Raw genomic sequence first — 26219 nt, 5'->3', positions numbered from 1 at the left:
CCGCCACCTCGTACCCCACGCCATCATCGCCCTGCCCCACTTCCCCCTCACCCGCAACGGCAAGATCGACCGCAACGCACTCCCCGCACCGGACCCCACGACCGTCCGCTCCGCGCCGCCCGGCGACGCCGTGCAGCGGCAGCTCGCCGGGATCTGGGCGACGGTGCTGGGCACCCCCGTCGCGGGCATCGGAGTCCGCGACGACTTCTTCGCCGTCGGCGGGCACTCCCTGCTGGCCACCCAGGTCACCGCGCAGGCCGGTGCCGCGTTCGAGGTCGACCTGCCGGTCGCGGCACTGTTCCGAGACCCGACGATCGCGGGGCTGGCCGGCGAACTGCGCCGCGTCGAGCGCCGGCCCGGCTGGGTGGACACCGTGGCCGGCCTGCGCGAGGCCGTCGCCGCGCTCACCGAGGACCAGGCCCGACGAGCGCTGGCCGCCGCCACCCGGCCCGGCCCGCCGTACGACGAGACAGGAGCACCCCGATGAGCGGCCCGTCGCCCGACCCGGTCGCCGCGCTGCTGCGACCGCCGCCCGGCTGGCCGGCGGAGGAGCACCGGCACCTGTTGGTACGGCTGCTGCGCGAGCGGCTGGGCACCACGCCGACCGGTCCCGCCACCGTGGCCCAGCGGCAGCTCTGGTTCCTGCAACAGCTGGAGCCGACCAGCACCGCGTACCACATCCTGACCGTGGTGCGGATGACCGGCGAGCTGGACCTGCCGGCCCTGCGCGGCGCGCTCGCCGCCGTCACGGACCGGCACGACCTGCTCCGGGCCACCTTCGCGATGGTCGACGACGAGGTGCTCGTGCGGATCGGTCCCTGCGCGCCGGTCCCGGTGCCGGTCGTCGACCTCGGCGCGACGGACCCCGCGACCCGCGAGCAGCGGGTCCGGCAGGAGCTGGAGAGGGCCCACGACGAGCTGTTCGACCTGGCCGACGGCCCGCTGCTGCGGGCGGTGCTGATCCGCTGCGGGGCCGACGAGCACCTGCTCGCGGTCACCGTGCACCACATCGTCTTCGACGGCGGGTCCCGCCCGGTCTTCTGGAACCACCTCGCCACGGCGTACGACGCGCTGCGGGCGGGGAGGACGCCGGACCTCGATCCGCCGGTGCCCGACGACGAGGACGACGACTTCGTCGACGACCCGGAGGACCCGGACGCGGCACTGGCCTACTGGCGCGAGCGGCTGGCCGGCCTGCCCGACCTGGACCTGCCCGGCGTCCGCGACCGGGTGCCCGGGGCGTTGGCCGCCGGGCGGCGGCTGGACGTGCCGCTGGACCGCGGCGTGACGACCACCCTCACCCGGCTGGGCCGGTCCCGGCGGGCCACCTCGTTCATGACGCTGCTGGCGGCGTACCTGGTGCTGCTGTCCGTGCGCACCGGCAGCAGCGACGTCGCCGTGCTGTCGCCGACGACGGGCAGGACGAGCGAGGCGGACGAGAGCCGGATCGGGTACTTCGTCAACACCGTGGTGCTGCGCGGCGACCTGGCGGGGAACCCGACCTTCGCCGAGGTGGTCGACCGGGTCCGGGAGCTGACCCTCGGGGCGTACGCCCACATGGCGGTGCCGTTCGAACGGATCGTGGACGAGGTGCGCCCGGCGCGGGTGCCGGGCCGGATGCCGTTCTCGCAGTTCGCGTTCAGCGTGGAGGGCCGGCCCGCGCCCCCGCCCCGACTCGCCGGCCTGAGCACCGCCTGGGTCGACGTCGACACCGGCACGGCGAAGTTCGACGTGCAGTTGGACGTCCTGACCGACGCCTCGGGCGGGCTCGTCGCGGCCTGGACCTGGCGCGACGGGCTGTTCGACCCGGCGGACATGGCCGCCGTCGCCGACGACTTCGTGGCGCTGCTGGACGCGGTCGTCGCCGACCCGCACGCCACCGTCGACGCGCTGCCGGTGCGCCGGCCCGCCCCGGACGTCCGGGCGGCGACCCCGCCGCCCGCGGTGCGTGCCCGGCCGGGCGGGACGGGGTCCGGCACGCTGGTGCACCTCGGCGGGCCGACCGACCGCCCGCCGCTGATCCTGCCGCACCCCGTCAGCGGCACGGTCGGCGCGTACGCCGAACTCGCCCGGCTGCTGCCCGCGTACCACCTGGTCGGCATCGAGTCGGCCGCCGACGCCACCGGCGACTCCATCGACGCGCTCGCCGAGGCGTACCTGGACGAGGTCGTCGCCCGCTGGCCGGCCGGCCCGTACCGGCTGTGCGGCTGGTCGATGGGCGGCCTGCTCGCGTACGAGATGGCCCGCCGGCTGGTGCGGGCCGGACGCTCCGTCGACCTGCTGGTGGTGCTGGACACCGCGCCCGGGCAGGCGCGCCCGGCCGGCGAGGGGACCGACGACGCCGCGACGGCGGCCCGGTTCGCCGCGGACCTCGCCGCGTCCCTCGGCCGGGACCACCCGGCGCCGGCGGCGGCGACGCTCGCCGCGCTGCCGGTCGAGGAACAGACGATGCTGCTGCGCCGGTGGCTGGTGGACGCCGGCGTGACCCCGGTGGCGCTGCCGGTGCGCGAGGTGCGCCGCCGGGTGGAGACCTTCGCCCGGCACGTCACCGCCGTGGCCGGGTACCGGCCGGAGGGCGCGGAGCTGCCGCTGACCGTCGTGCAGGCCTCCGCGTCGCCGCGCTGGCAGCCGCGCTGGGAGCGCTACGTCGGCGCCCGGACCACCGTCCACGAGTACGAGGGCGACCACTACTCGCTGCTGCGCCGGCCCACGGTGCAACGGATCGCCGGTTGGCTGGCCCGGGCGCTGGAGGACCGGTGAGCGGTGGCGCCCGGCCCCCGGCGGCAGTTCCGGGCGGCTCTGCGGAGGGCGGGTGCCGTCAGGCGGTGGGGGCGCCGGCCGCGAGGGGCTGATCCGGCGACGCCAGCCCGACCTCCAGGCACCGCCGGGTCTCCGCCAGCAGTTCGTCGGTGCGTCCGGCGCTGTAGGAGGAGGCAGCGGCGTACAGCTTGATCCGTAGCTGCTCTTGGCCGTCGAGCTGGTCGAAGTAGCCGCCCAGACCGGCGGTGTCGTCAAGCGCCGAGGTGCTGTCCAGCTCGATCGCCTCGGCGGTGGCGCCGGGCCAGTCGATCGCCCGCAGCAGGGCGTAGTTGACCGAGACCGGGGCCAGCAGGTGCACAGGCACCCCGCGCCGCTTCAGCTCCACGACGACCCGCTCGAAGGGGACGGCCTGGTGGCCGAGCGACTCGGCGGCCTGGTGGGCGACCCGGCGGCTGAGGTCGGCGAAGCCGATCCCCGGCGGCACGTCCACCCGCAGGACCGCGGCCTGGCTCAGCTGGCCGACGACGCGTTCGCAGTCGAGGAACGACCGCATGTCCACGACGAACGCCACCCGGAACGACCGGGTGGCGGCGGGCCCGCCCAGCGCGCCCAGCAGGGCCGCGGTGTACGCGGCGAACGGGGAGACCCGCAGGCGGCGCACGGCAGGCACGATCCCGCCGGAGGGGACGTGCGCCTGCGCGAGGTGACCACCGGGGGCCGGGGGCGGCCCGTCGGGTGCCGCGTCGAACGGATCGGTCAGGTCGGCTCCGGTCTCCACCGGGCCGAGCCGGCCGAACGTGTCGAGCCACCAGTCGAGGTCCTCCTCCGCCTGTTCCTCGCCCAGCTCGAAGAGCCGGTCGAGGACGTCGTCGATCGGCTCGGCGGCGGGTGGCTGGCCCGTGCTGGCGCCCAGCTCCGCCCCGTAGAGGACGGCCAGGTCGTCGACCAGCAGGTCGAGGGAGTGGTGGTCGAGAAGCGCCATGTGCGCGCGCAGCAGCAGGTAGGAGCTCCCCGTGCCGGTCCGGGCCAGCGAGACCGTCCAGCACGGCCCGGCCCACAGGTCCACCGGCCGCCGCAGGGCGGCCTGGCACCAGTCGACGGCGGCCCGGTCGCCGGGCACCTCGACGACCTCCAGGTCGGCCCGGTCGCGGCCGTCGCGCAGTACCACGTACCCGTCGTGCTCGGCGAACGCCCGGCGCAGCAACGGATGCGCCTCGGCCAGCCGCCCGACGGCGCGACGCAACGCCTCGACGTCGACGTCACCGTCCAGCCGGTGACACACCTGGGTCATCAGGGTCGCGGGACCGACCCGGCCGTCGAGACGGCACAGGTATTCCTGGTGTTCGCTCGTCTCGAAATGGTCCCGCACCCGAATCCCCCGAAAGGACAGATGGCCCCGGCGGACCAAATATAAACTGATCTGCGAATTGACGAGATCGCCTACCGACGTTCCGGAAGACGCATTTCAGAGGGTCGTACCAGAATTGCCTCGGAGACCGTGGTCCCCTGTTTTCCAGCTGTCAGGCGAGCCGGCTCCTGCGGGGCCGAACCACGAGGTCGATGTCCACCAGAGTCGTTGCCGTGTAGCAGTGAGCACGCATCTTGACTCCCATCCGGAACCGCCGGGGTCCACTGTGGATAAACGTTAATATCTCGGTCCCGACTCCGCAACCCGAAGTTTTTCCTGCGATAGGCAGGACCCGCGCACACAATTACCGCCCGCCGCTCTCCGCTCGCGGGAAGTAATCGTGGTACGGGCGGGAGGCGGCCCGACCGGGCGACGCGCGCCGCGCGGCCGGACCCTGACGTCTCCTACCGTGCCTCGCCCGCCATCGCCCGGCGCAGGCTCAGCGGGCGCATGTCCGTCCACACCGAGTCGATGTGCTCCAGGCACCGGGCGCGCGGCCCGACGAAGCCCTCCTCCCGCCAGCCCGCCGGGATCTCCCGCCCGTCCGGCCAGATCGAGTACTGCTCCTCGTCGTTGACCACGACCCGGCAGATGTCGGCCGTCTCCGTCTGCTCCACCGTCATCTTCTTCTCCTCACAGCTCGGACACCTCGGTCAGGGCCCGGTCGATCCCGGCGATCCCGGCGGTCAGCTCCTCCTCCGTGATGGTCAACGGAGGGAACAGGTGCAGCCGGTTGCCCGCCGCCAGCGGCCAGACGCCCTGCCGCTTGCACGCCGCCAGGACGGCGGCCATCTCGGGCGCCAGCGTCCCCGGGGCCGCGTACGGCGCCAGCGGCTCGCGGGTCGCGCGGTCCCGGACCAGCTCGACGGCCCAGGCCAGGCCGACGCCGCGGACGTCGCCGACGATCGGGTGGCGCTCGGCCAGCTCGGCCAGCGCCGGGCCCACCACGTCGCGGCCGAGTGCGGCCGCCCGGTCGACCAGCTTCTCCTCCCGCAGCACCCGCAGCGCCGCCACGATGGAGGCGCAGGCCAGCGGGTGCCCGGAGTAGGTGAGCCCGCCGGGGTAGCGGCGGTGCGCGAAGTGGGCCGCCACCGCGCGGGACAGCAGCACCCCGCCCACCGGCACGTAGCCGGAGTTGACCCCCTTGGCGAAGGTCATCAGGTCGGGCACCACGCCCCAGAGGTCGCCGGCGAACCACCGGCCGCACCGGCCGAAGCCGGTCATCACCTCGTCGGCGATCAGCAGGATGCCGTGCTCGTCGCAGAGCCGGCGGACGCCGGCCAGGTAGCCGTCCGGCGGCACCAGCACGCCGTTGCTGCCCACCACCGGCTCGACGAGGATCGCGGCGATCGTGTCCGGGCCCTCGTACCCGACGATCCGGCGCAGGTGCTCCAGCGCCCGTTCGCCCTCCTGCGCGGCGTTCTCGGCGTGGAACTCGCTGCGGTACGGGTACGGGCCCGTGAAGTGCACGGCGCCGCCGCTGGCCGTGTCCACCGGCCAGCGGCGTGGGTCACCGGTCAACGCCAGCGCCCCCGCCGTGGCCCCGTGGTAGGACCGGTAGGCGGCGAGCACCTTCGGCCGCCCCGTGACCACCCGCGCCATCCGCACCGCGTGCTCCACGGCCTCCGCGCCGCCGGTGGTGAACAGGACCGTCTCCAGGTCCCCCGGTGCCACCTCGACGATCGCCCGGGCCGCCTCGTCGCGGACGTCGACGGCGAACGACGGCGCGATCGTGCACATCCGTCCGGCCTGCTCGCGCAGCGCCGCCACCAGGGCCGGGTGCTGGTGGCCCAGGTGCAGGTTGCCCATCTGGGCGTGCAGGTCGAGCCACCGGTTGCCGTGCTCGTCCCAGAACCAGCTGCCCGCGCCGCCGGCCACGCGGACCGGATCGATCTCCTCCTGCGCGGACCAGGGGTAGAAGACCGGCCCGGTCACGACGCCTGCCGTTCGCGGACCAGGTCGACCTGCTCGGCAAGCGTCGGCGCCGCGAACACGTCCTGCAGGGAGAGCCGGACCTGGTACGCCTTGCGGATCCGGCTGATCAGGCGGATCGCGAAGAGCGAGTCGCCGCCCAGGTCGAAGAAGTCGTCCCCGGGCTCGACGCCGTCGACCTTGAGCAGGGCGGCCCAGATCTGCCCGAGCTGGTCCAGCACCTCGGAGCGGCCGTCGTCGGTCGCCGGGCCGGACGGCGCGTCGGTCGGCTGCGCCGCGTCCGGGGCGGCCTCCGGCGCGGCGGTCGGCCGCCCGGGGGCGGCGGGCACCAGTTCCAGCCGTCCCGCCGTGGTCCACCGCACGGTGGCCCCGGTGTCCCGCATCCGTGCCCCCGGCGTCCCGGCGTACGGGTCGTCGACCTCGCCGACGCCGCTGACCCACAGCCGCCCCGGGGTGTTCACCGGCACGGGCCGCGCGCGGTCGTCGAGGACGTAGCAGCGGGCCGCGGCCGGCAGGTCGTCCTGGCCGACCAGCGCGTCCGGCAGCCGCGCCGGGTTCCAGCCGTCGAGCACGGCCCGCAGCTCCCGGCGGGGCATGGCGGAGAGCTCCCCCACCGGCCGTTCCTGGTCGGCGACGAGCTGGTCGAGCACGGTCAGCATCGAGTCGAGGATCCGCTGGACGGTGGCCCGGTCGAACAGGGCGAGGCGGAAGTCGAGGCTGCCCACCATCCGGTCCTCGCCGACCTGGTTCACGGCCAGCGCCAGGTCGTACTTCGCCGAGGTCCACTCCGGCGGTTCCAGCCGCAGCGCCTCGACCGCGCCCAGCCGGAACCGGTCCGGCACCGCCCGGCCGTACCGGACGCAGACCTGCACCAGCGCGGAGACCGCCGGGTCCCGGCGCGGGCGCAGCTCGCCGACCAGCGTGTCGAAGGGCACCCGGCGCAGCTCCAGCGCGGTCAGCACGCTGCCGCGTACGTCGTGCAGGAACTGGGCCACGGTGGCGTCGGAGTCGACCCGGATCCGCAGCGGCAGCAGGTTGACCAGGCAGCCGATCAGGTCGCGGGTCGACTCGTCGTCGCGTTGCAGGCTCGGCGTGCCGATCAGCAGGTCGTCGCCCGCGCCGTACGCGTTCAGGGTGCGGGCGAACGCGGCGGTCAGCAGGGTGAACGGGCTGGTCCGCGCGGCGGCGGCCGCCGCCACCAGCCGGGCGGCGAGGTCGTCGGCGACGGTGAAGCGCACCGACCCGCCCCGGTGGTCCAGGACCGGCGGCCGGGGCCGGTCCGTCGGCAGGGTGATCACCTGCGGGGCGCCGTCCAGGTAGCGCCGCCACCGGGCGAGTTGGTCGGCCGCGCCGGGCCCGGCGAGTTCGGCCTGCTGGCGGCGGGCCACGTCCGCGTACCGGCACGGCACGTCCGGCAGCCGGAGCGGCTCCCCCCGCGCGTACGAGGGGTAGAGCCGGGCCAGCTCCGCGAAGAAGATCTCCGCCGCCGTCGGGTCGGCGGCGACGTGGTGCACCACCAGGAGCAACGCCGTCCGGCCGGCGGGCAGCAGCACGGTCGCGACCCGGATCGGCCACTCCCGGGCGAGGTCCCACCGGCGGTCGCGGAATCCGGTCACCCGCTCGTCGCCCGCCCAGCCGTCGGCGGGCGCGTCGGTGAGGTCGAACCGCGCGATGGTGAGCGGCGCCGCCGGGTGGATGCGCTGGACCGGTTCCTCGTCGACCTCGACGATGGTGGTCCGCAGCGCCTCGTGCCGGCGGACGATCTCGTCGACCGCCGCGTGCAGCGCGCCGGCGTCCACCGGCCCGGTCAGCTCGACCGCCGCGTCGAGGTGGTACGCCGCTCCGCTCGTGCCGGCCTGCTCGGCCAGCCAGATCGCCCGCTGCGCCACGGAGAGCGGGGCCGTCTCGTCGTCGGCGTCGCGCCGTTCGAGGGTTGCCGCGCGGGGCATCTCGAGCGTCGGGGCGGCGTCGGCGTCGTGGCGCACCGTCAGCACCGGCGCGACGTCCCGGGGCACGGTCAGCGCGTTGTCCGCGTCCGCCCCGGTGACCGCCAGCCGGATCCGGTCGCCCGCCGCGAACCGGTACGCGATCGGGTGCAGCTCGATCTCCAGGCGGGAGTCGCCGGGAGCGCCGTCGACCTGGCCGCAGCCCTCGGTGACGTACAGCGAGGTGCCGTCGGGGGCGACCGACTCCAGGTAGGCGAAGACGTCCGCCGGGCCGTCGGTGACCCGGGCCGCCAGGCGCAGCACCGGGGCGCCGACCAGCTCGACCGCCTCGGTCAGCGGCTCGGAGGTCCAGCACAGCGCCCGGGTGTCGTTGTCCGTGAGGTCCGGGCGCTGGAAGGGCGAGCCGTAGCCGCTGGCCCACCGGCTGGTCTTGCCGGACGTGGTGGCGTAGTCGACCTCGTACCGCCGGGCCTCGCCGGCCCGGGGTTCCGGTCCCAGCTCGCCGGCCGGGCCGAGGTGCCACGTGCCGGTCGTCGCCGGCTCCGGCGGCCAGGACCGGGCGGTACGCCACGCGTCGGCGCCCAGCACGTGGTACCGGACGGCCGGGCCGTCCATGATCCCGGTGTCGCGGCCCCGCAGCCAGTGGTCGAACCAGCGCACGTGCTCGTCGGCCAGGTTGTAGCCGGCGCCGCCCAGCACCCCGCCGGTGTGCGGCCAGGGGCCGATGACCACCCGGTGCGGCACGGTCAGCCGGCGGGCCCACTCGGTCGCGTCGCGCGCCCAGACGTCGTGCCAGCCGCCCAGGTGGTAGACGGCGACCCCGGAGGCGTTGATCGCCTCCAGCAGCGCCGACGGGCTGCGGGTCAGGTACGCCGCCTCGCCGGTGTCGGCCAGCCGCGACTCGCGCCCGGGCAGGCCGGCGAACATCGTCCGGACGTCCCGGTTCGCCACGTGCTGCTCGCGGGCGGCGGCCAGCAGGAGGCCGTCGGGGTCGTCGTCGAGGGGCGCGACGGGGCCACGCATGTCGAGTTCGCGCACGTCCTCGCCCCAGGCGCGGGCGAAGTCGTCCCGGAACACCCCGCCGTCCCAGGCGAAGCGGTGCAGGTCGAACAGCGCCATCTGCGGGAAGATCGCCGCCAGGTGCGGCGGGGCGGTGCTCGCCGCCAGGTACTGCGAGACGCCGAGGTAGGAGCGGCCGAACATGCCGACCCGGCCGTCGCACCAGGGCTGCGCGGCGATCCACTCGGTGACGTCGTACGTGTCGGTCGCCTCGACCGTCGAGAAGGGGCCGTCGCTGGTGCCGAACGACGCGCCGCTGCCCCGGCTGTCCACCACCACCACGACGTAGCCGCGGGCCAGCAGGCGCTGCGCGACCGGGAAGGCCCGCAGCGTCACCTCCCCGGGGGCCACCTCGGCCACGCCGAGGTCGTCGATGTCGGTGAGGTCGACGTCCGCCAGTTCGGCGCGTACCACCGCCAGGAAGTCGTCGCGCCCGGGGCGCGGCGACACCTGGTGGTAGCGGTCGTGGGCCCAGACGGCGGGCGCGGGGTCACGCTGGCCGACCGGCCGGAAGACGTACGCCGCCAGCCGGGTCCCGTCGCGGGTGGCCACGTACTGCGAACGGCAGGTCCAGGTGCGGCTCATGCCAGGTCGGCCCGTCCGTAGAGCTCCCGCGCCGGCACCCCGACGTCGGCGCAGCGCTGGAAGAACTCCGCCATCTGCTTGAGCTGGTACGACTCGTCGGTGTAGTTCGTCGCCATGACGAACACCAGCCACGGCTCGCGGCCCATCGCGTACACGTACGCCTGCCGGGCCCGCAGCCGCCGCACGATGCCCATCGCCTCGACGGCGTCGGAGCCGTTGAGCTTGCGGCTGCGGCTCATCTTCTGGTCGATGCGGCGGGAGAAGAGCGGACCGTACATCCAGGACAGCGGGGCGCCGTCGCACTCCATGCCGAGGAACGCCATGTCGACGTCGCCGATCATGTCGTGGATGTGGCCGAACAGGGCCGGGTCGACGCAGCGGTTGTCCGCGCCGAAGTAGAGGTTCTTCCCGCCGGTACGCACCGAGTAGGTGACCTTCGCGGCGATGTCCAGGTCGCAGTGCTCGCCGACGAACGGGCACACCACGATCTGCCCGTCGGGCAGCTCGATGGTCTCGCCCGGCTCCACGTCGACCACGTTGGGGAAGCCGAGCGCCTCCAGGCACAGCCGCAGCGACGGGTCCTGCAACGCCCCGGCGGCGGTCTTCGGCACCACCACCGTGCCGATGCGGTGCCGCAGCTTCAGCAGGCTGGCCAGTTCGAGGTGGTCCTGGTGCCCGTGCGTGATCAGCACGTAGTCGATGACGTCGGGCAGGTCGGCGTAGGCGTACCGGTCGCCGTCGCCGAGGGCGTCGGACAGGAACGGGTCGGTCATCACGGTGACCGGGCCGGACTGCACGACCACGCAGGCGTGCCCGAAGTAGCGCACCCGCAGCCCCGGGCCGTCCAGGTTGCGGTCCGGGCTCCCGCCCGGCTCGGCGGAGAACAACCCGCTGAAGGTCGCCAGGTCGGCGTCGGAGACGTCGAACGCCTCCCGCAGCTCGCCGAAGGGCCGCGCCGTGGTCATCGTGGAGAAGAGCAGGTCGATGCGGGGGTCCCGCAGCGGCATGGTGGCCTGCACGTGCCCGTTGCCGGGGAACCGCGGGGTGGTCATCGCGAAGGGCCGCTCGTCGCCGGTGGCCAGCGACAGGTCCACCGAGTGGGCGGTCTCGTCGAAGTGCCGCGACCGGTAGAGCATCCGCTCGGCGAGCCGGATCCGGGCGTGGTCGTTGAGGTCGTAGACCAGCTCGACGTAGCCGCGCAGGGCCGGCGGGATCTCGCCGTAGCGGGGTGTCAGGTCGAAGCCGTCGGCGAGCTTCTCCAGGTTGACCGTCAGCTCGTCCATCGCCGCCGACAGCTCCGGCATGGGTCCGTCGGCGAGCCGGGTCGCCAGGTCGGACACCCCGTCGAGCTGGTCGTCCTCGAGGTCCACGAACATGCCGCCGCGCAGCTTCGGGTCGCGCGCCGAGCGGCGGTGCAGCGCCGGCGCGTCGAGGAACGAGCGCAGCAGCGGCACGTGCAGCTTGGCGAAGTTCATCGCCGCCGGCACCGGCGACACCAGGTTCAGCCAGGCGTAGTACCGGTGGATGAGCGGCTCCAGCGCCAGGTTGGGGCGGGCGTGCACCAGGTCGTGGCTGGCGAAGGGCTGGTTCATCGCGCTCCCTCGGTGAAGTCCGTACGCAGTCGGTCCCGGACGGTCCGGACGACCTGTGCGAGGTGGTGGAAGTCTTCGTCGTCGGTGGGGGTGTCCAGCACGAAGGTGTGCACCCCGGCCCGGATCATGGCCAGCAGCCGCTCGACGGCCCCGGCGTGGTCGGCCACCAGGTACGGCCCGTCCGCCTGGCCGGAGCGGAACGGCGCGAGCCGGTACGCCGGGTCGACGGTGACGGCGCCGTGGCCGGCCTCCGCCTCGGCGAAGAGCCGCTGCTTCCAGACGGAGTCGGTGTTGGCCATGGTGACCGCGGTGATCTTCGCGCCGTCCGGGTCCTCCGGGAAACGGGCCTCGGCGACCCGCTCGGTCTCCTCCGCCGTCGCCCGGGTCAGCAGCCCGAAGTTCAGCGCGCCCGGTGCCCCGTCGGCGTCGGGCGGGGCCGCCGTGAGCATCTGGATGCTGGTGGCGCCCACCCGCTCGGCCACCTGCCGGGCGGCCGGGGACTGCCCGGCGACGAACAGCCGGGGCAGCAGGTGCGCGGGAAGGCCGGGGGTGAGCTGCAACCGGGACACCTGGTAGAACCGCCCGTCGAAGCTGAACGGTCGGCGGCTGCCCAGCACCCCCATCATGATCTCGACGTACTCGGCGAGGCGCGCGTACCGGTCGTCGTGGTCCAGCCGGTCGCCGAGCGCGTCCAGGTCGCTCACGGCGGTGCCGGTGATCAGGTTGAGGTCGATCCGCCGCTGGTAGAGCAGGCCGAGCGAGGCGACCATCCGGGCCGCGGTGAACGGGTGCTGGTAGACGGGGTTCACGGCGACCAGCGGGCTGAGCCGGGTGGTGCCGGCCGCCGCGGCGGTCGCCAGGACCCAGGGGTCGAGCACCGCGCCGCTGCCGGTGAAGATGAGCACCCCGTCGAGGTCCGCCGCGTCGGTGCGGCGGATGACGGACATCGCCGTGTCCGCGTACGCGGTCAGGTCCCGGACCCGGGGCACCACGGTGATGAAGCTGACGTCGGGCACGGCCTCACGCTCCCTCTTCGGTGACCGCGGCGAGCGCGGCCCGGATCTCCTGCGCCTCGCGCAGCTTGCCGTCGATCACCTCGGCGAGCGCGGCGACGGTGGGGGTCTGCAGGAACACGCCGAGTTGCAGGTCGACGTGGAAGGCCTGGGCGAGGTCGCGCAGCGTCCGGGCGGCGCTGAGCGAGTCCGCGCCGAGCATGAGCAGCGAGTCGTGCAACCCGATCCGGTCCACTCCGAGCCGGCGGCGCCACACGGCGGCCACCGCCTCCTCCAGGACCGAGCCGGCGGCGGGCTGGGCGTCGGCGGCGGGCTGGGCGTCGGCGGCCGGTGCCGTCGGCGTCGGGCCGGTCACGGGCGCCACGGCCACCGGGTCGACCCAGTGCCGCGTCCGCTGGAACGGGTACGTCGGCAGGCCGACGCGACGCCGCGACGCGCCCTCGTGCAGGGCGGCCCAGTCCACGTCGACGCCCCGGCACCACAGCTCGCCGAGCGCGCCGAGCAGCCCACGGAGGCTCCCGGCGTCGTCGGTCAGGGCCAGCGTCGACGCCTCGGCCGGGCCGACGGCCAGCGTCAGGTCGGCCTCGGCCGGCGCCCCGGCCGGCGCGGGCGGGTGGCTGCCGGCGCGCAGGGCGCGCCCGGCCTCCGCCACCGTCCAGCGGCCGTCGACGACGGCGGCCGTCACGGCGCCCGGACCCTCGCCGTGGGCGGCGACCGGGGACACGCCGCAGGCGCCGAGCAGCCGGGCGAGCGCGAGCTGCCCGGTGACGGTGGCCGCGTCGGAGCCCGGCCCGCCGGCGGCCGGGTCGACGCCCAGCTCACCGGCCACCCGGTCGACCTCCGCGCGCAGCCGGGGCAGGGCGTCGCACAGCGCGGCCAGGTCGGGGCAGGTGGCGGGGAACGCGTACGCGACCGTGGCGGTCTCCGGCGACGCCTCGCCCGCGCCGACGGCGGACAGCGCGCGGGTCGCCTCCCCGGCGTCGGTCGCCACCACGAAGGCCCGGTGGCGCAACGCGCGACGGCCGACCTGGCTGGTGTAGGCGACGTCGGCGAGGGCCTGCTCCGGGTGACGCCTGAGGTGCTCGGCGAGCCGGTTGGCGGCGGCGGTCAGCGCCTCGCCGCCGGCCGCGGAGACGGCGAGCAGCACGGCCGGCGGGTTCGACCCCGGCGGCGCGGGCGGCGGCGCCTGTTCGAGGATGACGTGCGCGTTGGTGCCGCCGACGCCGAACGAGCTGACCGCCGCCCGGCGCGGCCCGGTGGCCTCGGGCCAGTCCCGCAGCATGTCGTTGACGCGGAACGGCCCCCGGTCGAGGGAGGTCTGCGGGTTGGGCTTGCGGAAGTGGATCGACGGCGGCAGCTCGCCGTGGTGGATGGCGAGGACCGCCTTGATCAGCGAGGTCACGCCGGAGGCGGTGTCGAGGTTGCCGACGTTCGGCTTGACCGAGCCGATCGCCCATCCGGCACCCGACGCGCCGGCCGCGCCGTACGCCTCCTCCAGGGCGGACACCTCGATCGAGTCGCCCATCAGGGTGCCGCTGCCGTTGGCCTCGACGTACTGGATGGAGCCCGCCTCGACGTCGGCGACCCGCAGCGCCCGGCGGATCACCCGCACCTGGCCCGACCGGCCGGGCGCCACGAAGCTGACCTTGCCGGCGCCGTCGTTGTTCACCGCGGAGCCCTTGACCACCGCGTAGATCCGGTCGCCGGCGGCCTCGGCGTCCTCCCGGCGGCGCAGCACCACCACGCCGGCGCCGTCGCCCAGGTGGTAGCCGGCGGCCTCGGCGTCGAAGGCCCGGCAGCGGCCGTCGGGCGAGTTGATGCCGTCGGCCTCGTGCCGGTAGCCGCGGGGCACCGGGTTCTTGACGCTGACCGCACCCACGATGGCCATGTCGCACTGGTAGTCGAGCAGGCTGCTGATGGCGTGGTGCAGCCCGACCAGGGCCGAGGAGCAGTTGGTCTGCACCGTCATGCTGGGCCCGGTCAGGTCGAGCTTGTACGAGATGCGGGTGGCCAGGTTGTCCTTGTCGCTGGCGACGGCCATGCCCAGCCGGCCGGCGGAGTCGACAAGCTCCTGCTGGGGCAGCAGGTGGTAGAGCAGGTACTGGTTCAGGCCGCACCCGGCGTACACGGCGATGTCGCCGGGGAAGCGGCGGCTGTCGTAGCCGGCGTCCTCCAGCGCCTCCCAGGCGCACTCCAGCAGGATCCGGTGCTGCGGGTCGATAAGCGTCGCGTCCGTCGGCGAGTAACCGAAGAACTGGGCGTCGAACCGGTCGGCGCCCTCGATGCCCGACCACACCGGCACGTACGCCGGGTCGGCGCGTTCCTCGGCCGGGACGGCGTCCAGCTCGGCGGCGGTCAGCTCGCGGCCGGCGTCGACGCCGTTGCGGAGCAGCTCCCAGAACTCGGCGACGTTCGCCGCACCCGGAAACCGTCCGCTCATCCCCACGACGGCGATGTCCATCTCGCTGCTCATCGACTTCCCACTTCCTGAATACGCTGGCGCATCAACCGGCGGCGGTTCGCCACCTGCTCGTTGCGGTCGGGCCCCGGGTCGACGGGCGGGTCCGTCGCCGGGCGCGCGGGCTCGCCGAGGTGCTCGGCGAGCTTGCGCACGGTGGTGTGCTCGTACAGGTCGACGAGCGGGAACTGCCGGCCGAGGAGTTCCTGCAGGCGGATGTGCACCTGGACCAGGCTCAGCGAGTTGCCGCCGACGTCGAAGAAGTTGTCGTCGAGTCCGACTGCGCCGACGCCGAGGACGTCCAGCCAGATCTCGGTGACCTGGGCCTGGAGCCCGCCGGCCGCCGGGGCGAGCGGCCGGGCCGTGGCGCCCGCGCCCAGCCGGGCCAGCGCCTCGGTGGCCTCGGCCGCGACGGCGCGCCGGCTCACCTTGCCGGTCGCCGTGGTCGGCAGCTCGTCGACCAGGTGCAGCAGCGGCACCATGAACTCCGGCAGCCGCTGCCGCAGGTGGGTGCGCAGGTCGTGCAGGAGGTCCCGCCGCGCGGTGGCGCCCAGCGGGTCGTTGGCCAGCTCCGGCCAGTCGGCGCGCCGGGCCCGCGGCGGGGTCCAGCCGACCGTGTCGTCCGGGCGGGACGCGGGCCAGAACCGCAGGTCCATCGTGTACGGCTCGCGCGCGGTCGACGGCACCACGGCGGTCCGTCGGCCCAGCGCCTCGCCGATGCTCCAGCAGTCCTCCGGGTCGACCCCGGGCGGCAGCTCGCCGGTCGGGCGGGTCACCGGGTCGGCGTCGGCGAGACCGGCCAGCCTGCGTACGGGGCCGGCGACCGTGACCAGCCGCGCGTTCGGCACGTCGCGTACCTCCACCGGGCGGTTGCGGTTGCCGCGCAGCAGGCTCCGCAGCCGGGCGACGTCCAGCCCGTCGCGCGTCCAGTCCAGCCGCAGCGGCTCGACCGTCCCGGCGGCGTCGCCGTCGGAGGCGGTGCCCACGTGCAGGACGACGTCGTAGCGGAACGCGCTCAGCTCGTTGGCCTGCCGGCCGCGCTTGAGGTGCAGCTCCACCCCGGTCACCCCGGGCAGCCAGTCCGGCGCGGTGAGGAACAGGTCGGGGGCCAGCACCAGCTCGTCGTCGGCGAGCACCCGGGCGGCGACGCGGCGGCGCAGCTCGGCGACGGTCAGCCCGGGCTCCGGCTCGGCGCCCAGCTCCACCGAGGCGTGGAACACCTCCAGCAGGTCGAGGTCGCGTACGTCGCCGAGGTAGATCCGCCCGCCGGGCGAGGCCGCGGTGACCGCCGCGCGCAGCACCCCGCGCAGGTAGTCGTGGTGCGGGAAGTACTGGGTCACCGAGTGCAGCACCACGGTGTCGAAGCTGCCGGCCTCGATGCCGGTGATGTCGTCGGCCTCCCGCAGCAGCAGCGTGACCGTGTCCCGGTCCACCCCCTCGGCGTCGAGCCGCTGTTCGAGCACCTTCAGGCCGGCGGCGGAGAAGTCGGTGCCGACGTACGCCTCGCAGTCCGGCGCCAGCGCCAGGGTCAGGTTGCCCGTGCCGCAGCCGAGTTCCAGCAGCCGGCGGGGGCGCAGCTCCCGGATCCGCCGGACCGCCTGGTCGATCCACTCGCCCATCTCGACGTCGGTGAACGGGGCGCCCGTGTAGCTGCTGGTCCAGATCGCCTGCTGGGCCTCCTCGGCGGGACCGGCCTCGGTGTACATCCGGTCGTAGAGCAGCCGCCAGTCCGACACCCGGGTGGTGGCCGGCGCCCCGCCCGGATCGGCTCCGGTCGGCGCCGACGACCCGCCGCGCTGCCGGGGCACGACCGCCGCGACGATCCGCTGCTCCCCGCCGCCCGGCGCCTCGGCGAGCGCGGCCACGGCGGCGGCCACCCCGGGGTGGGCCCGCAGCGTCGCCTCGATCTCGCCCAGCTCGATCCGGAAGCCGCGGACCTTCACCTGGTGGTCGGCCCGGCCCAGGAACTCCAGCCGGCCGTCGTGGCTGAACCGGCCCCGGTCACCGGTGCGGAACAGCCGCCCGCCGTCGCCGTACGGGTCGGGGACGAACCGCGTCGCGGTCAACGCCGGCTGGTCGAGGTAGCCACGGGCCAGGCCCGCCCCGCCGACGTACACCTCGCCGGCGAAGCGGGGCGGCACCGGCCGCATGGCCTCGTCCAGGACGTAGATCCGGGTGTTGCCGATGGGCCGCCCGACGCTGCCGACCCGCTCCGGTCCGGTGACCACGTCCAGGGTCACGTCGGCGGAGATCTCCGACGAGCCGTAGAGGTCGACCAGGACACAGCCGGGCAGGGCCGCCAGCCACCGCGCGGCCAGGTCGGCGGTGAGCGCCTCCCCGCTGGAGTGGCAGTAGCGCAGCGCCGACAGGCGTCCGCCGACGTCGGCGACGCCGTCGAGGATGGCCCGCAGCAACGACGGTACGGCCACCAGGCGGGTGACCCGGTGCCGGGCGAGCAGGTCGACCAGGCGTACCGGGTCGCGTCCGACGTCCTCGGGCACCACGACGACCGGGGCGCCGGCGAAGAGCGGCAGGAACATCTCGCCGCCGGAGTCGAAGAAACTCAGCGAGGTCTTGTGGCTGCCCACCTCGTCCGGCCCCACCGGGAAGCGGTCCATGATCCACCGTTGCCGGTTGACGATGCCCCGGTGCAGGCCGAGTACGCCCTGCGGGGTGCCGGTGGACCCGGAGGTGTAGACGACGTAGGCCACGTCGTCGGGGTGGGCCGTCGGCCGCGGATCGCTGTCGTCCTCGGTCGCGAGGGACTCCTCGGCCGGGTCCACGACCTCGACGTCCGGGAGGTCGACGGCCGCGCCGGGGGCGGCGACGAGCAGCCGGGCCCCGGAGTCGGCGAGCATGAACCGCAGCCGCTCCACCGGGTACGACGGGTCGAGCGGCACGTAGGCGGCGCCGGTCTTGAGGATCGCCAGCACGGCGGTGAGGCTGACCGTGGAGCGGGGCACCAGCAGGCCGACCCGGGTGCCCCGGCCGGCGCCCAGCCCGATCAGCCGGTGGGCCAGCCGGTTCGCCGCCGCGTTGAGCTCGGCGTAGGTGAGCCGGGTGGTGCCGTCGGTGGCGGCCGGCGCGTCCGGGGTCCGGCGGGCCTGCTCGGCCACGATCTCCGGCGCGCACCGGTCGGTGTCGTAGTCGGCCGCGGTGTCGTTCCACTCCACAAGCACCTGCCGGTGCCGTTCGGCGCCGAGCAGGGGCAGGGCGCCGACGGGGGTCGCCGGCGCCGCGACGGCCGCGGACAGCAGCGCGGTCAGCGCCTCGGCCAGCACGCCCATGGTGTCGGCGTCGAACAGGTCGGTGCTGTAGTCGAAGGTGCCCAGCAGTTCGCCGTCGTGCTCGCCCAGGTAGAGGGAGAGGTCGTAGTAGGTGGCCCGCTGCCGCACCGGCCGGCTGCGCACCCGCAGCCCGGCCCAGTCCCCCAGCGCCCCCTCGTGGTTGAGCACCATCGGCGTGAGGCCGAGCCGGTCGGTGCCGCGCCCGTGCTGGTAGGCGAAGGCCGCGCTGAGCAGCGCGCCGCGGCTGGCGTCGGCGGCCTGCCCGAGCCCCTCGACGATCCGCCCGAACGGCACCTCGGCGCGGTCGGAGGCGGCCAGCACCGCGTCGTGGGCCGCCCGGGCCAGGGCGCCGAACTCCGGGTCGGCGGACAGGTCCACCGGCACCGGCAGCGGGTTGACCAGGTAGGCGACCAGGTCGGCGAAGCGGCCGCGGACCCGGCCGGCGTGCACGAAGCCGAGCGGGAACGTCGCCTGACCGGCGTAGCGCGACAGCACCGCCGCGTAGCCGGCGAACAGCACGGCGGTGCGGCTGACCCCCTGCGCGGCGGCGAGCGCGTCGATCCCGGCGCACAGGTCGGCGTCGAGCCGGAACGCGTGGGCGGCGCCCCGGAAGGTGCGCACCGACGGGCGGGGCCGGTCGGTCGGCAGGTCCAACGGCACGAGGTCGGCGACCTGGGCCTGGCACGTCGCGGTCAGCTCCCGGCCGGCGGGGCCGTCCAGGAAGGACCGCTGCCAGGCCACGAACTCGGCCGGGTGGGCGGCGGGTGCGGGCGGCGCCGCGTCGTCCCCGGCGGCGTGCCGACCGTAGCCGGTCGCCAGGTCCTCGACCAGCACCGCCAGCGACCACACGTCCATGACGCTGTGGTGGGTGCAGAGCAGCAGCGTGTGGCGGTCCGCCGCGTGCCGGAACAGCACGGCGCGCAGCAGGGGCGGGCCGGCGAAGCCGACCCCGAGTTCCGCCTCGATCTCCTCGTCGAGCCGGCCCGCCGGCCAGCCCGCCGCGTCGCGCACCTCCAGCGTGACCTCGGCGTCGTCGGCCACCCGCTGGGTCACCTCGGCGCCGGCGTCGTCGTAGCGGGTGAGCAGGGCCGGGTGCCGCACGCCGAGGTCGCGCACGGCGCGGGCCAGCGCCGCGGCGTCCAGTTCGCCGTCGACGGTGACCGCGCGGCACAGGTTGAGGTTGGCCGGGTCCTCGGCGAGGGCGCCCTGGAACCAGATCGCCCGCTGGCCGTACGACAGCGGGTAGGGCCCGTCGGCGGCGGCCGGGGTGGCCGGCGGGTCGGCCGGCGCGGGCGCGGACGGCAGCGCGGCGGCCAGTTCGGCCACCGTGCTGTCGCCCAGCAGGTCGGTCAGGGCCGGGCGGACGCCCCACTCCCCCTCGATCAGGTGTTGCAGCTCCACGGCCCGCAGCGAGTCGAACCCGAGCTCCGGCAGGGATCGGTCCGGGTCGATCCGCTCCGGGTCGACGTCGAGCAGCCCGCCGGCCAGGGCGCGCAGTCGCTGCGCCTGCGCCGGCGCGGCGGCCAGGGCGGGGCGCGCCGCCGGGCGCAGGGGGTCGTCCGCGACGATCGTGGCGCTGCCCGCCGCGTACGCCCGCGCGCAGTCGCCGCGACGGGTCTTGCCGCTGGTGGTGACGGGGATGGTGCCGGGCGGTACGGCCAGCACCCGGTGCAGGTCGAGGCCGTGGACGGTCACCACGGCCCGGCGGGCCGCCTCGGCGATGGCCGGTGCCTCGTCCGACGCCCGGTCGGAGCGGGTCTCGTACCACAGGACCACGGCCTCGCCGACGCCGTGGCCGTCGTCGGCGACGTCCACGCCGAAGGCCGCGATCCGTCCGCCGAGGCGGGGGCAGGCGGCGCGGACGGTCTGCTCGATGTCGTCCGGGTAGTGGTTCTGGCCGCGGATGACCACCGTCTCCTTGATCCGGCCGCGGACGTACAGGTGGCCGTCCTGGCGGAAGCCGAGGTCGCCGGTGCGCAGGTAGGGGCCGTCGTCGGGGTCGCCGCCGAGGGTGGCGTGCAGGGTCCGCGCGGACTCCTCCGGCCGGTTCCAGTACCCGTCGACGACGCTGCCGCCCCGGACCCAGATCTCGCCGGCGGTGCCGTCGGGGACGGGGTGGCCGGTCGGGTCGACGATCCGGACCTCCGCCTCGGGCAGGATCTCGCAGCCGACCACCTCCGTGCCGGGGCGGTGGGCGGGTCCGGCGGGGTCCGGGTCGGCCACCGTGGTCACGACGGGCCGCTGCGCCCGCGCCCGCCCGGCGACCAGCAGCGTCGCCTCGGCCAGTCCGTAGCAGGGCAGGAAGGCCCGCTCGTCGAAACCGTGCGGGGCGAACGCCTCGGCGAAGGCGCGCAGGGTCGCCGCGCGTACGGGCTCGGCGCCGTTGAACGCCACCCGCCAGGAGCTGAGGTCCAGGGCGGCACGGTCGGCCTCGGCGACCTTGCGCACGCACAGGTCGTAGGCGAAGTTCGGCCCGCCGCTGATGGTGGCCCGGTACCGGCTGATCGCCTGGAGCCACCGCACCGGGGTGCGGATGAACGTCGCCGGGTCCATCAGCACCGTCGGCACGCCGAGGTAGACGGGGGTGAGCAGGGTGCCGATCAGCCCCATGTCGTGGTGCGGGGGCAGCCAGGAGGCCATCACCGTGGCGTCGTCGAAGGCGAAGGAGCGGCGGATGGCCCGCAGGTTCTCCAGCAGGTTCGCGTGGCTGACCATCACGCCCTTGGGGGTGCTGGTGGTGCCCGAGGTGTACTGGAGGAACGCCAGTCCGCCCTCGGCCACCGCCGGCTGCCAGCCGGCGGGCGCGGCGTCGAGGGACTCCAGCTCCAGGACCGGCAGCCGGCGACCGGGCATGAGCGTGGTCAGGTCCACGGCGCTCGTGACCGCGCGGGCGGCCAGCACAGCGGTGGCCTGCGCGTCGTCGAGGATCCGCCCGACGACCGGGGCGCTGGCCCGGTTGAGCCGGGCGGCCAGCGGCACCGGCACGGTGCCGGCGTAGAGGCAGCCGAAGAAGCCGGCGAGGAAGTCGACACCCGCCCCGACGAGCATCAGCACCCGGTCACCGGGACGGCAGTGCCCGGCCAGGGCCGCGCCGACCCGGCGGGCCCGGGCGTCGAGCGTCGCGTAGTCCACCGTGTCGGCGGAGCCGTCCTCGGCCACCAGGTGCAGGGCGGGGCCGTCGGGCTGGACCCGCGCCTGGTGCGACAGGGCGGCGCCCAGGTTGACGACGTCGGTCGCCTCGTGGATCAGGGCGCCGGGGTGCTCGGTCATCTGGCTCTCCACTCGCTGCGCAGGGGTCGGGCCGGGGGTCACGGCTGCCCGGGCGCGAGCCGGGCGGCCAGCTCCGCCACCGTCGGCGCGTCGAAGATGACCGCCACCTCGACGTCCGCCCCCAACTTCGCGCCGGCCAGGGCCACGATCCGGGTGGCCGTGAGGGAGTCGCCGCCGAGGTCGAAGAAGTCGTCGTGGATGCCGATGCCCTCGCGTCCCAGCACGTCGCACCAGATGTCCAGGAGCACCCGCTCGCGCTCGTCACGCGGCCCGTCGGCCCCGGCGGCGCCGGGCTCGTCCTGGCCGGGTGGTGGCAGCGCCGCGACGTCGAGCTTCCCGTGGTTGGTCAGCGGCAGCCGGGGCAGGCTGACGAAGGCGGCCGGCACCAGGTAGTCCGGCAGCCGCCGGCGCAGGTGGGCGCGCAGGTCCGCGGTGCCCGGCAGGTCGTCGCCGACGACGTAGCCGACCAGCCGGGCGTCCCTGGCGGGCGGGTCCCGGCGTACGACGACGGCGGCCTCGCGGACCGCCGGGTGGCGGCGCAGCGCGGACTCCACCTCGCCCGGCTCGATGCGGTAGCCGCGCAGGTTCAGCTGCCCGTCGCCCCGGCCGAGGAACTCCAGGACGCCGTCCGGCCCGAACCGGGCCAGGTCGCCGGTGCGGTAGACGCGGGCGCCGGGCGTGTCGGCGAACGGGTCGGGCAGGAACCGCTCCGCGGTCAGGGCCGGGTTGTCGAGGTAACCCCGGGCCAGCCCGGCGCCGCCGACGTACACCTCCCCGGCCACACCCGGCGGCACGGGCTGCATCGCCTCGTCCAGCACGTATACCCGGACGTTGGCCATCGGCCGGCCGATCGGGACGAAGGGCCGCTCGTCGTCGGGGTCGCACGGCCAGGCGGTGCAGGAGACCGACACCTCGGTCGGGCCGTACAGGTTGAACATGGTGACGTCGAGCCGGTCGAAGACCAGCCGCTGCGTCTCGGGGGTGAGTTCCTCCACGCCCGAGACGATCCGCCGCAGCGACTTCAGGTCCGCGGCGTCGGCGGTGAGCAGCACCTCGCGCAGGGCGGTCGGCGCGAAGTCGGCGTCGGTCACCCCGTGCTGGGCGATCACCGCCGCCAGCCGGCGCGGGTCGAAGGTCGCCGTCTCGGGCATCAGCACGCTGGCCGCGCCGTTGAACAGGGCCCGGAACAGCTCGTCCAGGGATACGTCGAAGGTGCAGGCCGCCTTGCGCAGCACCCGGTCGTGCGGGCCGAGCGGGAAGTTGCGCTGAGCCCACAGCATCCGGTTGGTGAACCCGCGGTGGGTGACCTGCACGCCCTTGGGCTGCCCGGTGGAGCCGGAGGTGAACAGGGTGTAGGCCAGGTTGTCCGGGTGCAGCGGCACGGCGGGGTCGGTGGCGGGACACGTGGCGGTCAGCGACGACTCGCCGTCCAGGTCGATGATCCGCCGGCCCGGGCTCCACACCTCGTCGCACAGGTCCCCGGCGGAGATCGCGACCGCCGGGCGGACCTGCCCGAGCAGCGCGTCCCGGCGGGCCTGCGGGTCGCGCGGGTTGACCGGCAGGTGGCAGCCGCCGGCCTTCAGCACCGCCAGGATCGCCACCACCTCGGCGGCGCAGCGGGGCAGGCACACCGCCACCGGGTCCTCCACGCCGACGCCGAGGTCGCGCAGGTGGTGCGCCAGGCGGTTGGCCCGTTCGTCGAGTTCGCGGTACGTCGTGCGGACGTTGCCCTCGACGACCGCCACCGCGTCCGGCGTACGCCGCGCCTGCGCCTCGACGAGGCGGTGGACGAGCGCCTCGGGGCCGAGGTCGGCGGCGGTGTCGTTCCACTCGTGCAGGATCCGGTGCCGCTGCGCGTCGTCGAGCATCGGCAGCCGCCACACGCTCGTGTCGGGCTCCCGCGCCGCCTCGACGAGCAGCAGCTCGAACTGCCGGGCCAGGTCGCGTACGGACTCGCCGGTGAAGAGGCTGGTGTCGTACTCGAACTCACCGATGAGCCCGTCGGTCGTCTCGGTGATCTTCACCGTCAGGTCCATCCGGGACCGGCCGGTCTCCATCTGGTGCACGTCGACCCGCAGCTCGGGCAGGTCCAGCCGGCTGGTGGGCACGTTCTGGAGCACGAAGGCGACCTGCGCGAGCGGCTGGTGGCTGCGGCTGCGCTCCGGCTGCAACGCGGCGACGAGCCGCTCGAACGGCACGTCGCGGTGCCGGAACGCGTCCAGCGAGGCCGCCTTGACCCGGCCCACCAGCTCGGCGAAGGTCGGTTCGCCGGACAGGTCGGCGCGTACCACGATCATGTTCAGGAAGCAGCCGATGAGGTGCTCCAGCTCGTGCTGTTCCCGCGTCGCGATGGGGCTGGCGACGACCATGTCCCGCTGCCCGCTGTGCCGGGCGAGCAGCACGGTGAAGGCGGCGAGCAGGGTCATGTAGGTGGTGGCCCCCTGACGCTGTCCGAGGGCGCGGATCCGGTCCGCGTCGGCGGCGCCGAGCCGGAACCACTCGGAGGCGCCGACGAACTGCTGCACCGCCGGGCGTGGGCCCCGCGTGGGCAGGGCGAGCAGGGGCGGCACGCCGGCCAGCTCGTCGACGCGCTCGCGCAGGTGGGCCGCCATCCGCTCCTCGCCGACCGCGGTGCGCTGCCAGGCGGCGTAGTCGGCGTACTGGATCGGCAGCTCGGGCAGGTCCGGCGTCGCGCCGGCGGCGAACGCGGCGTACGTGGCGGCCAGCTCGCGGCAGAAGATGGTGAACGACCACAGGTCGCAGACGAGGTGGTGCACGGTGACCCCGAGCACGTGCACGTCCGGGGCGATCCGGTAGAGCACCGTCCGCATGCTCTGGCCGGCGGCCAGGTCGAGCGGGACCCGCATCTCCCGCTCGACGGCGGCCCGCAGCACGGCGTCGTCGGGGTGCGCGGTGGCGCCGGGCAGGTCGACCACGTCGATGCTCAGCGGGGCGGGCGGCGTGACGGCCTGCACGACCCGCTCGCCGAGCTGGCGGAAGGCCGTACGCAGGATCTCGTGCCGGCGGACGACCTCCTCGATGCTCCGGCGCAGCGCGACCTGGTCGAGCGAGCCGGTCAGGATCAGCAGCGTGGCGTCGTTGTGGTGGACGGCGTCGTCCTCCAGCCGTTCGATGAACCAGAGCCGCTCCTGCGCGAAGGACAGGGGGGCCTCGGCGGCGTCCAGGCGGGGGATGGCGGCGCTGGCGGGTGCCGGATCGGAGCGGCTGGCGCGCAGCCGTTCGTCGAGCAGCGCCCGCGCCGAACTGGACAGCCGCGCCACGCGTTGCGTGACGTCACTCGCGACCGGATGCTCCTGCCGTCCCACTGGTCCTCCGTTGTCCGTCGGTGATCCGGCCGCGGTCCGGGGCCTCCACCGGACGCGAGCGTCGCACCGATGCGGGTGCCGATCCTCGATCTCTACCAGGCCGGCTGAGCGCTTAGTCAGCATGATGAGCGGTAATAGGGGTTTGACCTCACAATTCACGACATCTGTTCCGAGTCCTAGGGGTTGGGCAACCCGTTTCCCTGCCACATGATGGGCACGCTTGTGACGCCGCCGGCGCGCCAGCACGCAGCTCGTCCGACCGGCCGACCGGAGGTGATGCCAGGTGCGCGACGACCTCCGGATCCTGGCCGACCGGTCGTACCGGATGCTGTTCCTGGCCCGCACGCTGTCGCTGCTGGGCAGCGCCGTGATCCCGGTGGCGCTCGCCTTCGCCGTCCTCGACGCGCCGGGCGGCTCCGCCACCGACCTCGGCCTCGTGCTCGCCGCCCGGTCGCTGGCGCAGGTCGCGCTGCTGCTGTTCGGCGGTGTCCTCGCCGACCGGATGAACCGCTTCCGCCTGATGGTGGGCTCCGACCTGCTGGCCTTCGCCGCGCAGGCGACCCTGACCGTGGTGTTCGTCATCGGCCGGCCCTCGCTGCCGGTCGTTATCGCCCTGTCCGCCGTCAACGGCGCCGCCGCCGCGCTCTTCCTGCCGGCCTCCCGCGGCGTCGTGCCGCAGGTGGTGGCCCAGGAGCAGCTCCAGTCGGCCAACGCGCTGCTGCGGCTGTCGCGCAACAGCACCACCATCGGCGGCGCGGCCCTGGCCGGGGTGCTCGTGGCCGCCCTCGGCGCCGGCTGGGCGCTGGCGGTCCCCGCCGTCACCTTCCTCGGCTCCGCGCTGCTGCTGGCCGGTGTCCGGGTGTCGCACCCCGCCCGGGCCGCCGCCAGCACCATCCTCGCCGACCTGCGGGAGGGCTGGCGGGAGTTCAGCTCCCGGTCCTGGGTCTGGCTGGTGGTCGTGCAGTTCGCGTTCGTCAACGGTTGCTTCTCGGCGATCTACGTGCTCGGTCCGCTGACCGCGAAGGAGCAGCTGGGCGGCGTCACCGCCTGGTCGGTGATCGTCACCGCGCAGGCCGTGGGCCTGGTCGGCGGCAGCCTGGTGGCGATGCGGATCCGCCCCCGCCGGCCGATGCGGGTGGCGGTGCTGGCGACCTTCGGTTTCCTCCCGCCGTTCGCGCTGATCGCGGCCGGCGCGCCGGTCTGGCTGATCGCGGCCTCGATGCTCGTCAACGGCGTCTGCGTCGACATCTTCGAGGTCCTGTGGGACACCGCCCTGCAGAACCACGTGCCCAACGAGGCGCTGTCGCGGATCAGCTCGTACGACGCCATGGGCTCGTTCGTGCTCGGCCCGCTCTGCCTGGCCGTCGTCGGCCCGGTCGCCGAGCGGATCGGCGTCGCCCAGACGCTGCTCATCGCAGGCGGGGTGCTCGGTCTGGTGACCGTCGCGACCTTCTCCGCGCGGTCGGTGCGTCAGCTGCCCGCAAAAGTCCCCGCCGCACAACCCGCCACGGTGTGAATCCGGCGACCTCGCCGGCCACGGATCAGGGTGGAGATCGGAGCAGGATGGAGCACCGGATAAGTCG

At 74.9% G+C, this 26219-nt stretch carries 12 protein-coding genes; 3 read left to right on the top strand and 9 right to left on the bottom strand.

Features of this window, described 5'->3' with window-relative positions; genetic code table 11:
* Positions 1-487, top strand: a 487-nt coding sequence (locus AB0B83_RS18145) for a phosphopantetheine-binding protein (protein WP_357579162.1), incomplete at its 5' end; no start/stop codon positions are given.
* Positions 484-2760, top strand: coding sequence for a condensation domain-containing protein (locus AB0B83_RS18140; RefSeq protein WP_357579161.1), 2277 nt, complete (start codon positions 484-486; stop codon positions 2758-2760). The genes AB0B83_RS18145 and AB0B83_RS18140, both read left to right, overlap by 4 nt.
* A gap of 58 nt (positions 2761-2818) precedes the next feature.
* Here the strand turns inward: AB0B83_RS18140 and AB0B83_RS18135 are convergent, their stop codons facing one another.
* The 9 genes from AB0B83_RS18135 to AB0B83_RS18095 form a co-directional block, all read right to left on the bottom strand.
* Positions 2819-4129, bottom strand: a complete 1311-nt coding sequence (locus AB0B83_RS18135) for a condensation domain-containing protein (protein WP_357579160.1) — start codon at positions 4127-4129, stop codon at positions 2819-2821.
* A 443-nt stretch (positions 4130-4572) separates the two neighbouring features.
* Positions 4573-4791 carry an MbtH family NRPS accessory protein gene (locus AB0B83_RS18130; RefSeq protein WP_132239871.1) on the bottom strand — a complete coding sequence of 73 codons (219 nt, stop codon included), beginning with the start codon at positions 4789-4791 and terminating at the stop codon, positions 4573-4575.
* A gap of 10 nt (positions 4792-4801) precedes the next feature.
* Positions 4802-6103 (bottom strand): aspartate aminotransferase family protein, encoded by a 1302-nt coding sequence (locus tag AB0B83_RS18125; RefSeq protein WP_357579159.1) that lies wholly within the window; start codon positions 6101-6103, stop codon positions 4802-4804.
* On the bottom strand, positions 6100-9690 hold the full coding sequence (locus tag AB0B83_RS18120) for a CocE/NonD family hydrolase (RefSeq protein WP_357579158.1): 3591 nt from the start codon (positions 9688-9690) through the stop codon (positions 6100-6102). Before AB0B83_RS18120 ends, AB0B83_RS18125 begins: the two co-directional genes overlap by 4 nt.
* On the bottom strand, positions 9687-11282 hold the full coding sequence (locus AB0B83_RS18115) for an MBL fold metallo-hydrolase (protein WP_311414506.1): 1596 nt from the start codon (positions 11280-11282) through the stop codon (positions 9687-9689). Before AB0B83_RS18115 ends, AB0B83_RS18120 begins: the two co-directional genes overlap by 4 nt.
* Complete coding sequence (locus tag AB0B83_RS18110; RefSeq protein ID WP_357579157.1) at positions 11279-12298, bottom strand: LLM class flavin-dependent oxidoreductase; 1020 nt, start codon at positions 12296-12298, stop codon at positions 11279-11281. The genes AB0B83_RS18115 and AB0B83_RS18110 overlap by 4 nt, the downstream gene beginning before the upstream one ends.
* A gap of 4 nt (positions 12299-12302) precedes the next feature.
* Positions 12303-14768: a beta-ketoacyl synthase N-terminal-like domain-containing protein gene (locus tag AB0B83_RS18105; protein ID WP_357579156.1), complete on the bottom strand. Its 2466-nt coding sequence runs from the start codon at positions 14766-14768 to the stop codon at positions 12303-12305.
* On the bottom strand, positions 14765-21310 hold the full coding sequence (locus AB0B83_RS18100; protein ID WP_357579155.1) for an amino acid adenylation domain-containing protein: 6546 nt from the start codon (positions 21308-21310) through the stop codon (positions 14765-14767). The genes AB0B83_RS18105 and AB0B83_RS18100 overlap by 4 nt, the downstream gene beginning before the upstream one ends.
* Before the next feature lie 38 nt (positions 21311-21348).
* Entirely contained in the window at positions 21349-24636 is a 3288-nt protein-coding gene (locus AB0B83_RS18095) for an amino acid adenylation domain-containing protein (protein WP_357579154.1), read from the bottom strand.
* A 283-nt stretch (positions 24637-24919) separates the two neighbouring features.
* Between AB0B83_RS18095 and AB0B83_RS18090 the strand changes: the two genes are divergently transcribed.
* A complete protein-coding gene (locus AB0B83_RS18090; RefSeq protein ID WP_357579153.1) occupies positions 24920-26152 on the top strand; it encodes an MFS transporter in 1233 nt (410 codons plus the stop codon).
* Positions 26153-26219 lie beyond the last annotated feature (67 nt).

It is taken from the genome of Micromonospora sp. NPDC049060, assembly GCF_040649055.1.
In the GTDB taxonomy this organism is placed as follows: domain Bacteria; phylum Actinomycetota; class Actinomycetes; order Mycobacteriales; family Micromonosporaceae; genus Micromonospora; species Micromonospora reichwaldensis.
The sequence above is the reverse complement of the archived record's forward strand: the minus strand, read 5'-3'. Positions and strand labels throughout refer to the sequence as shown.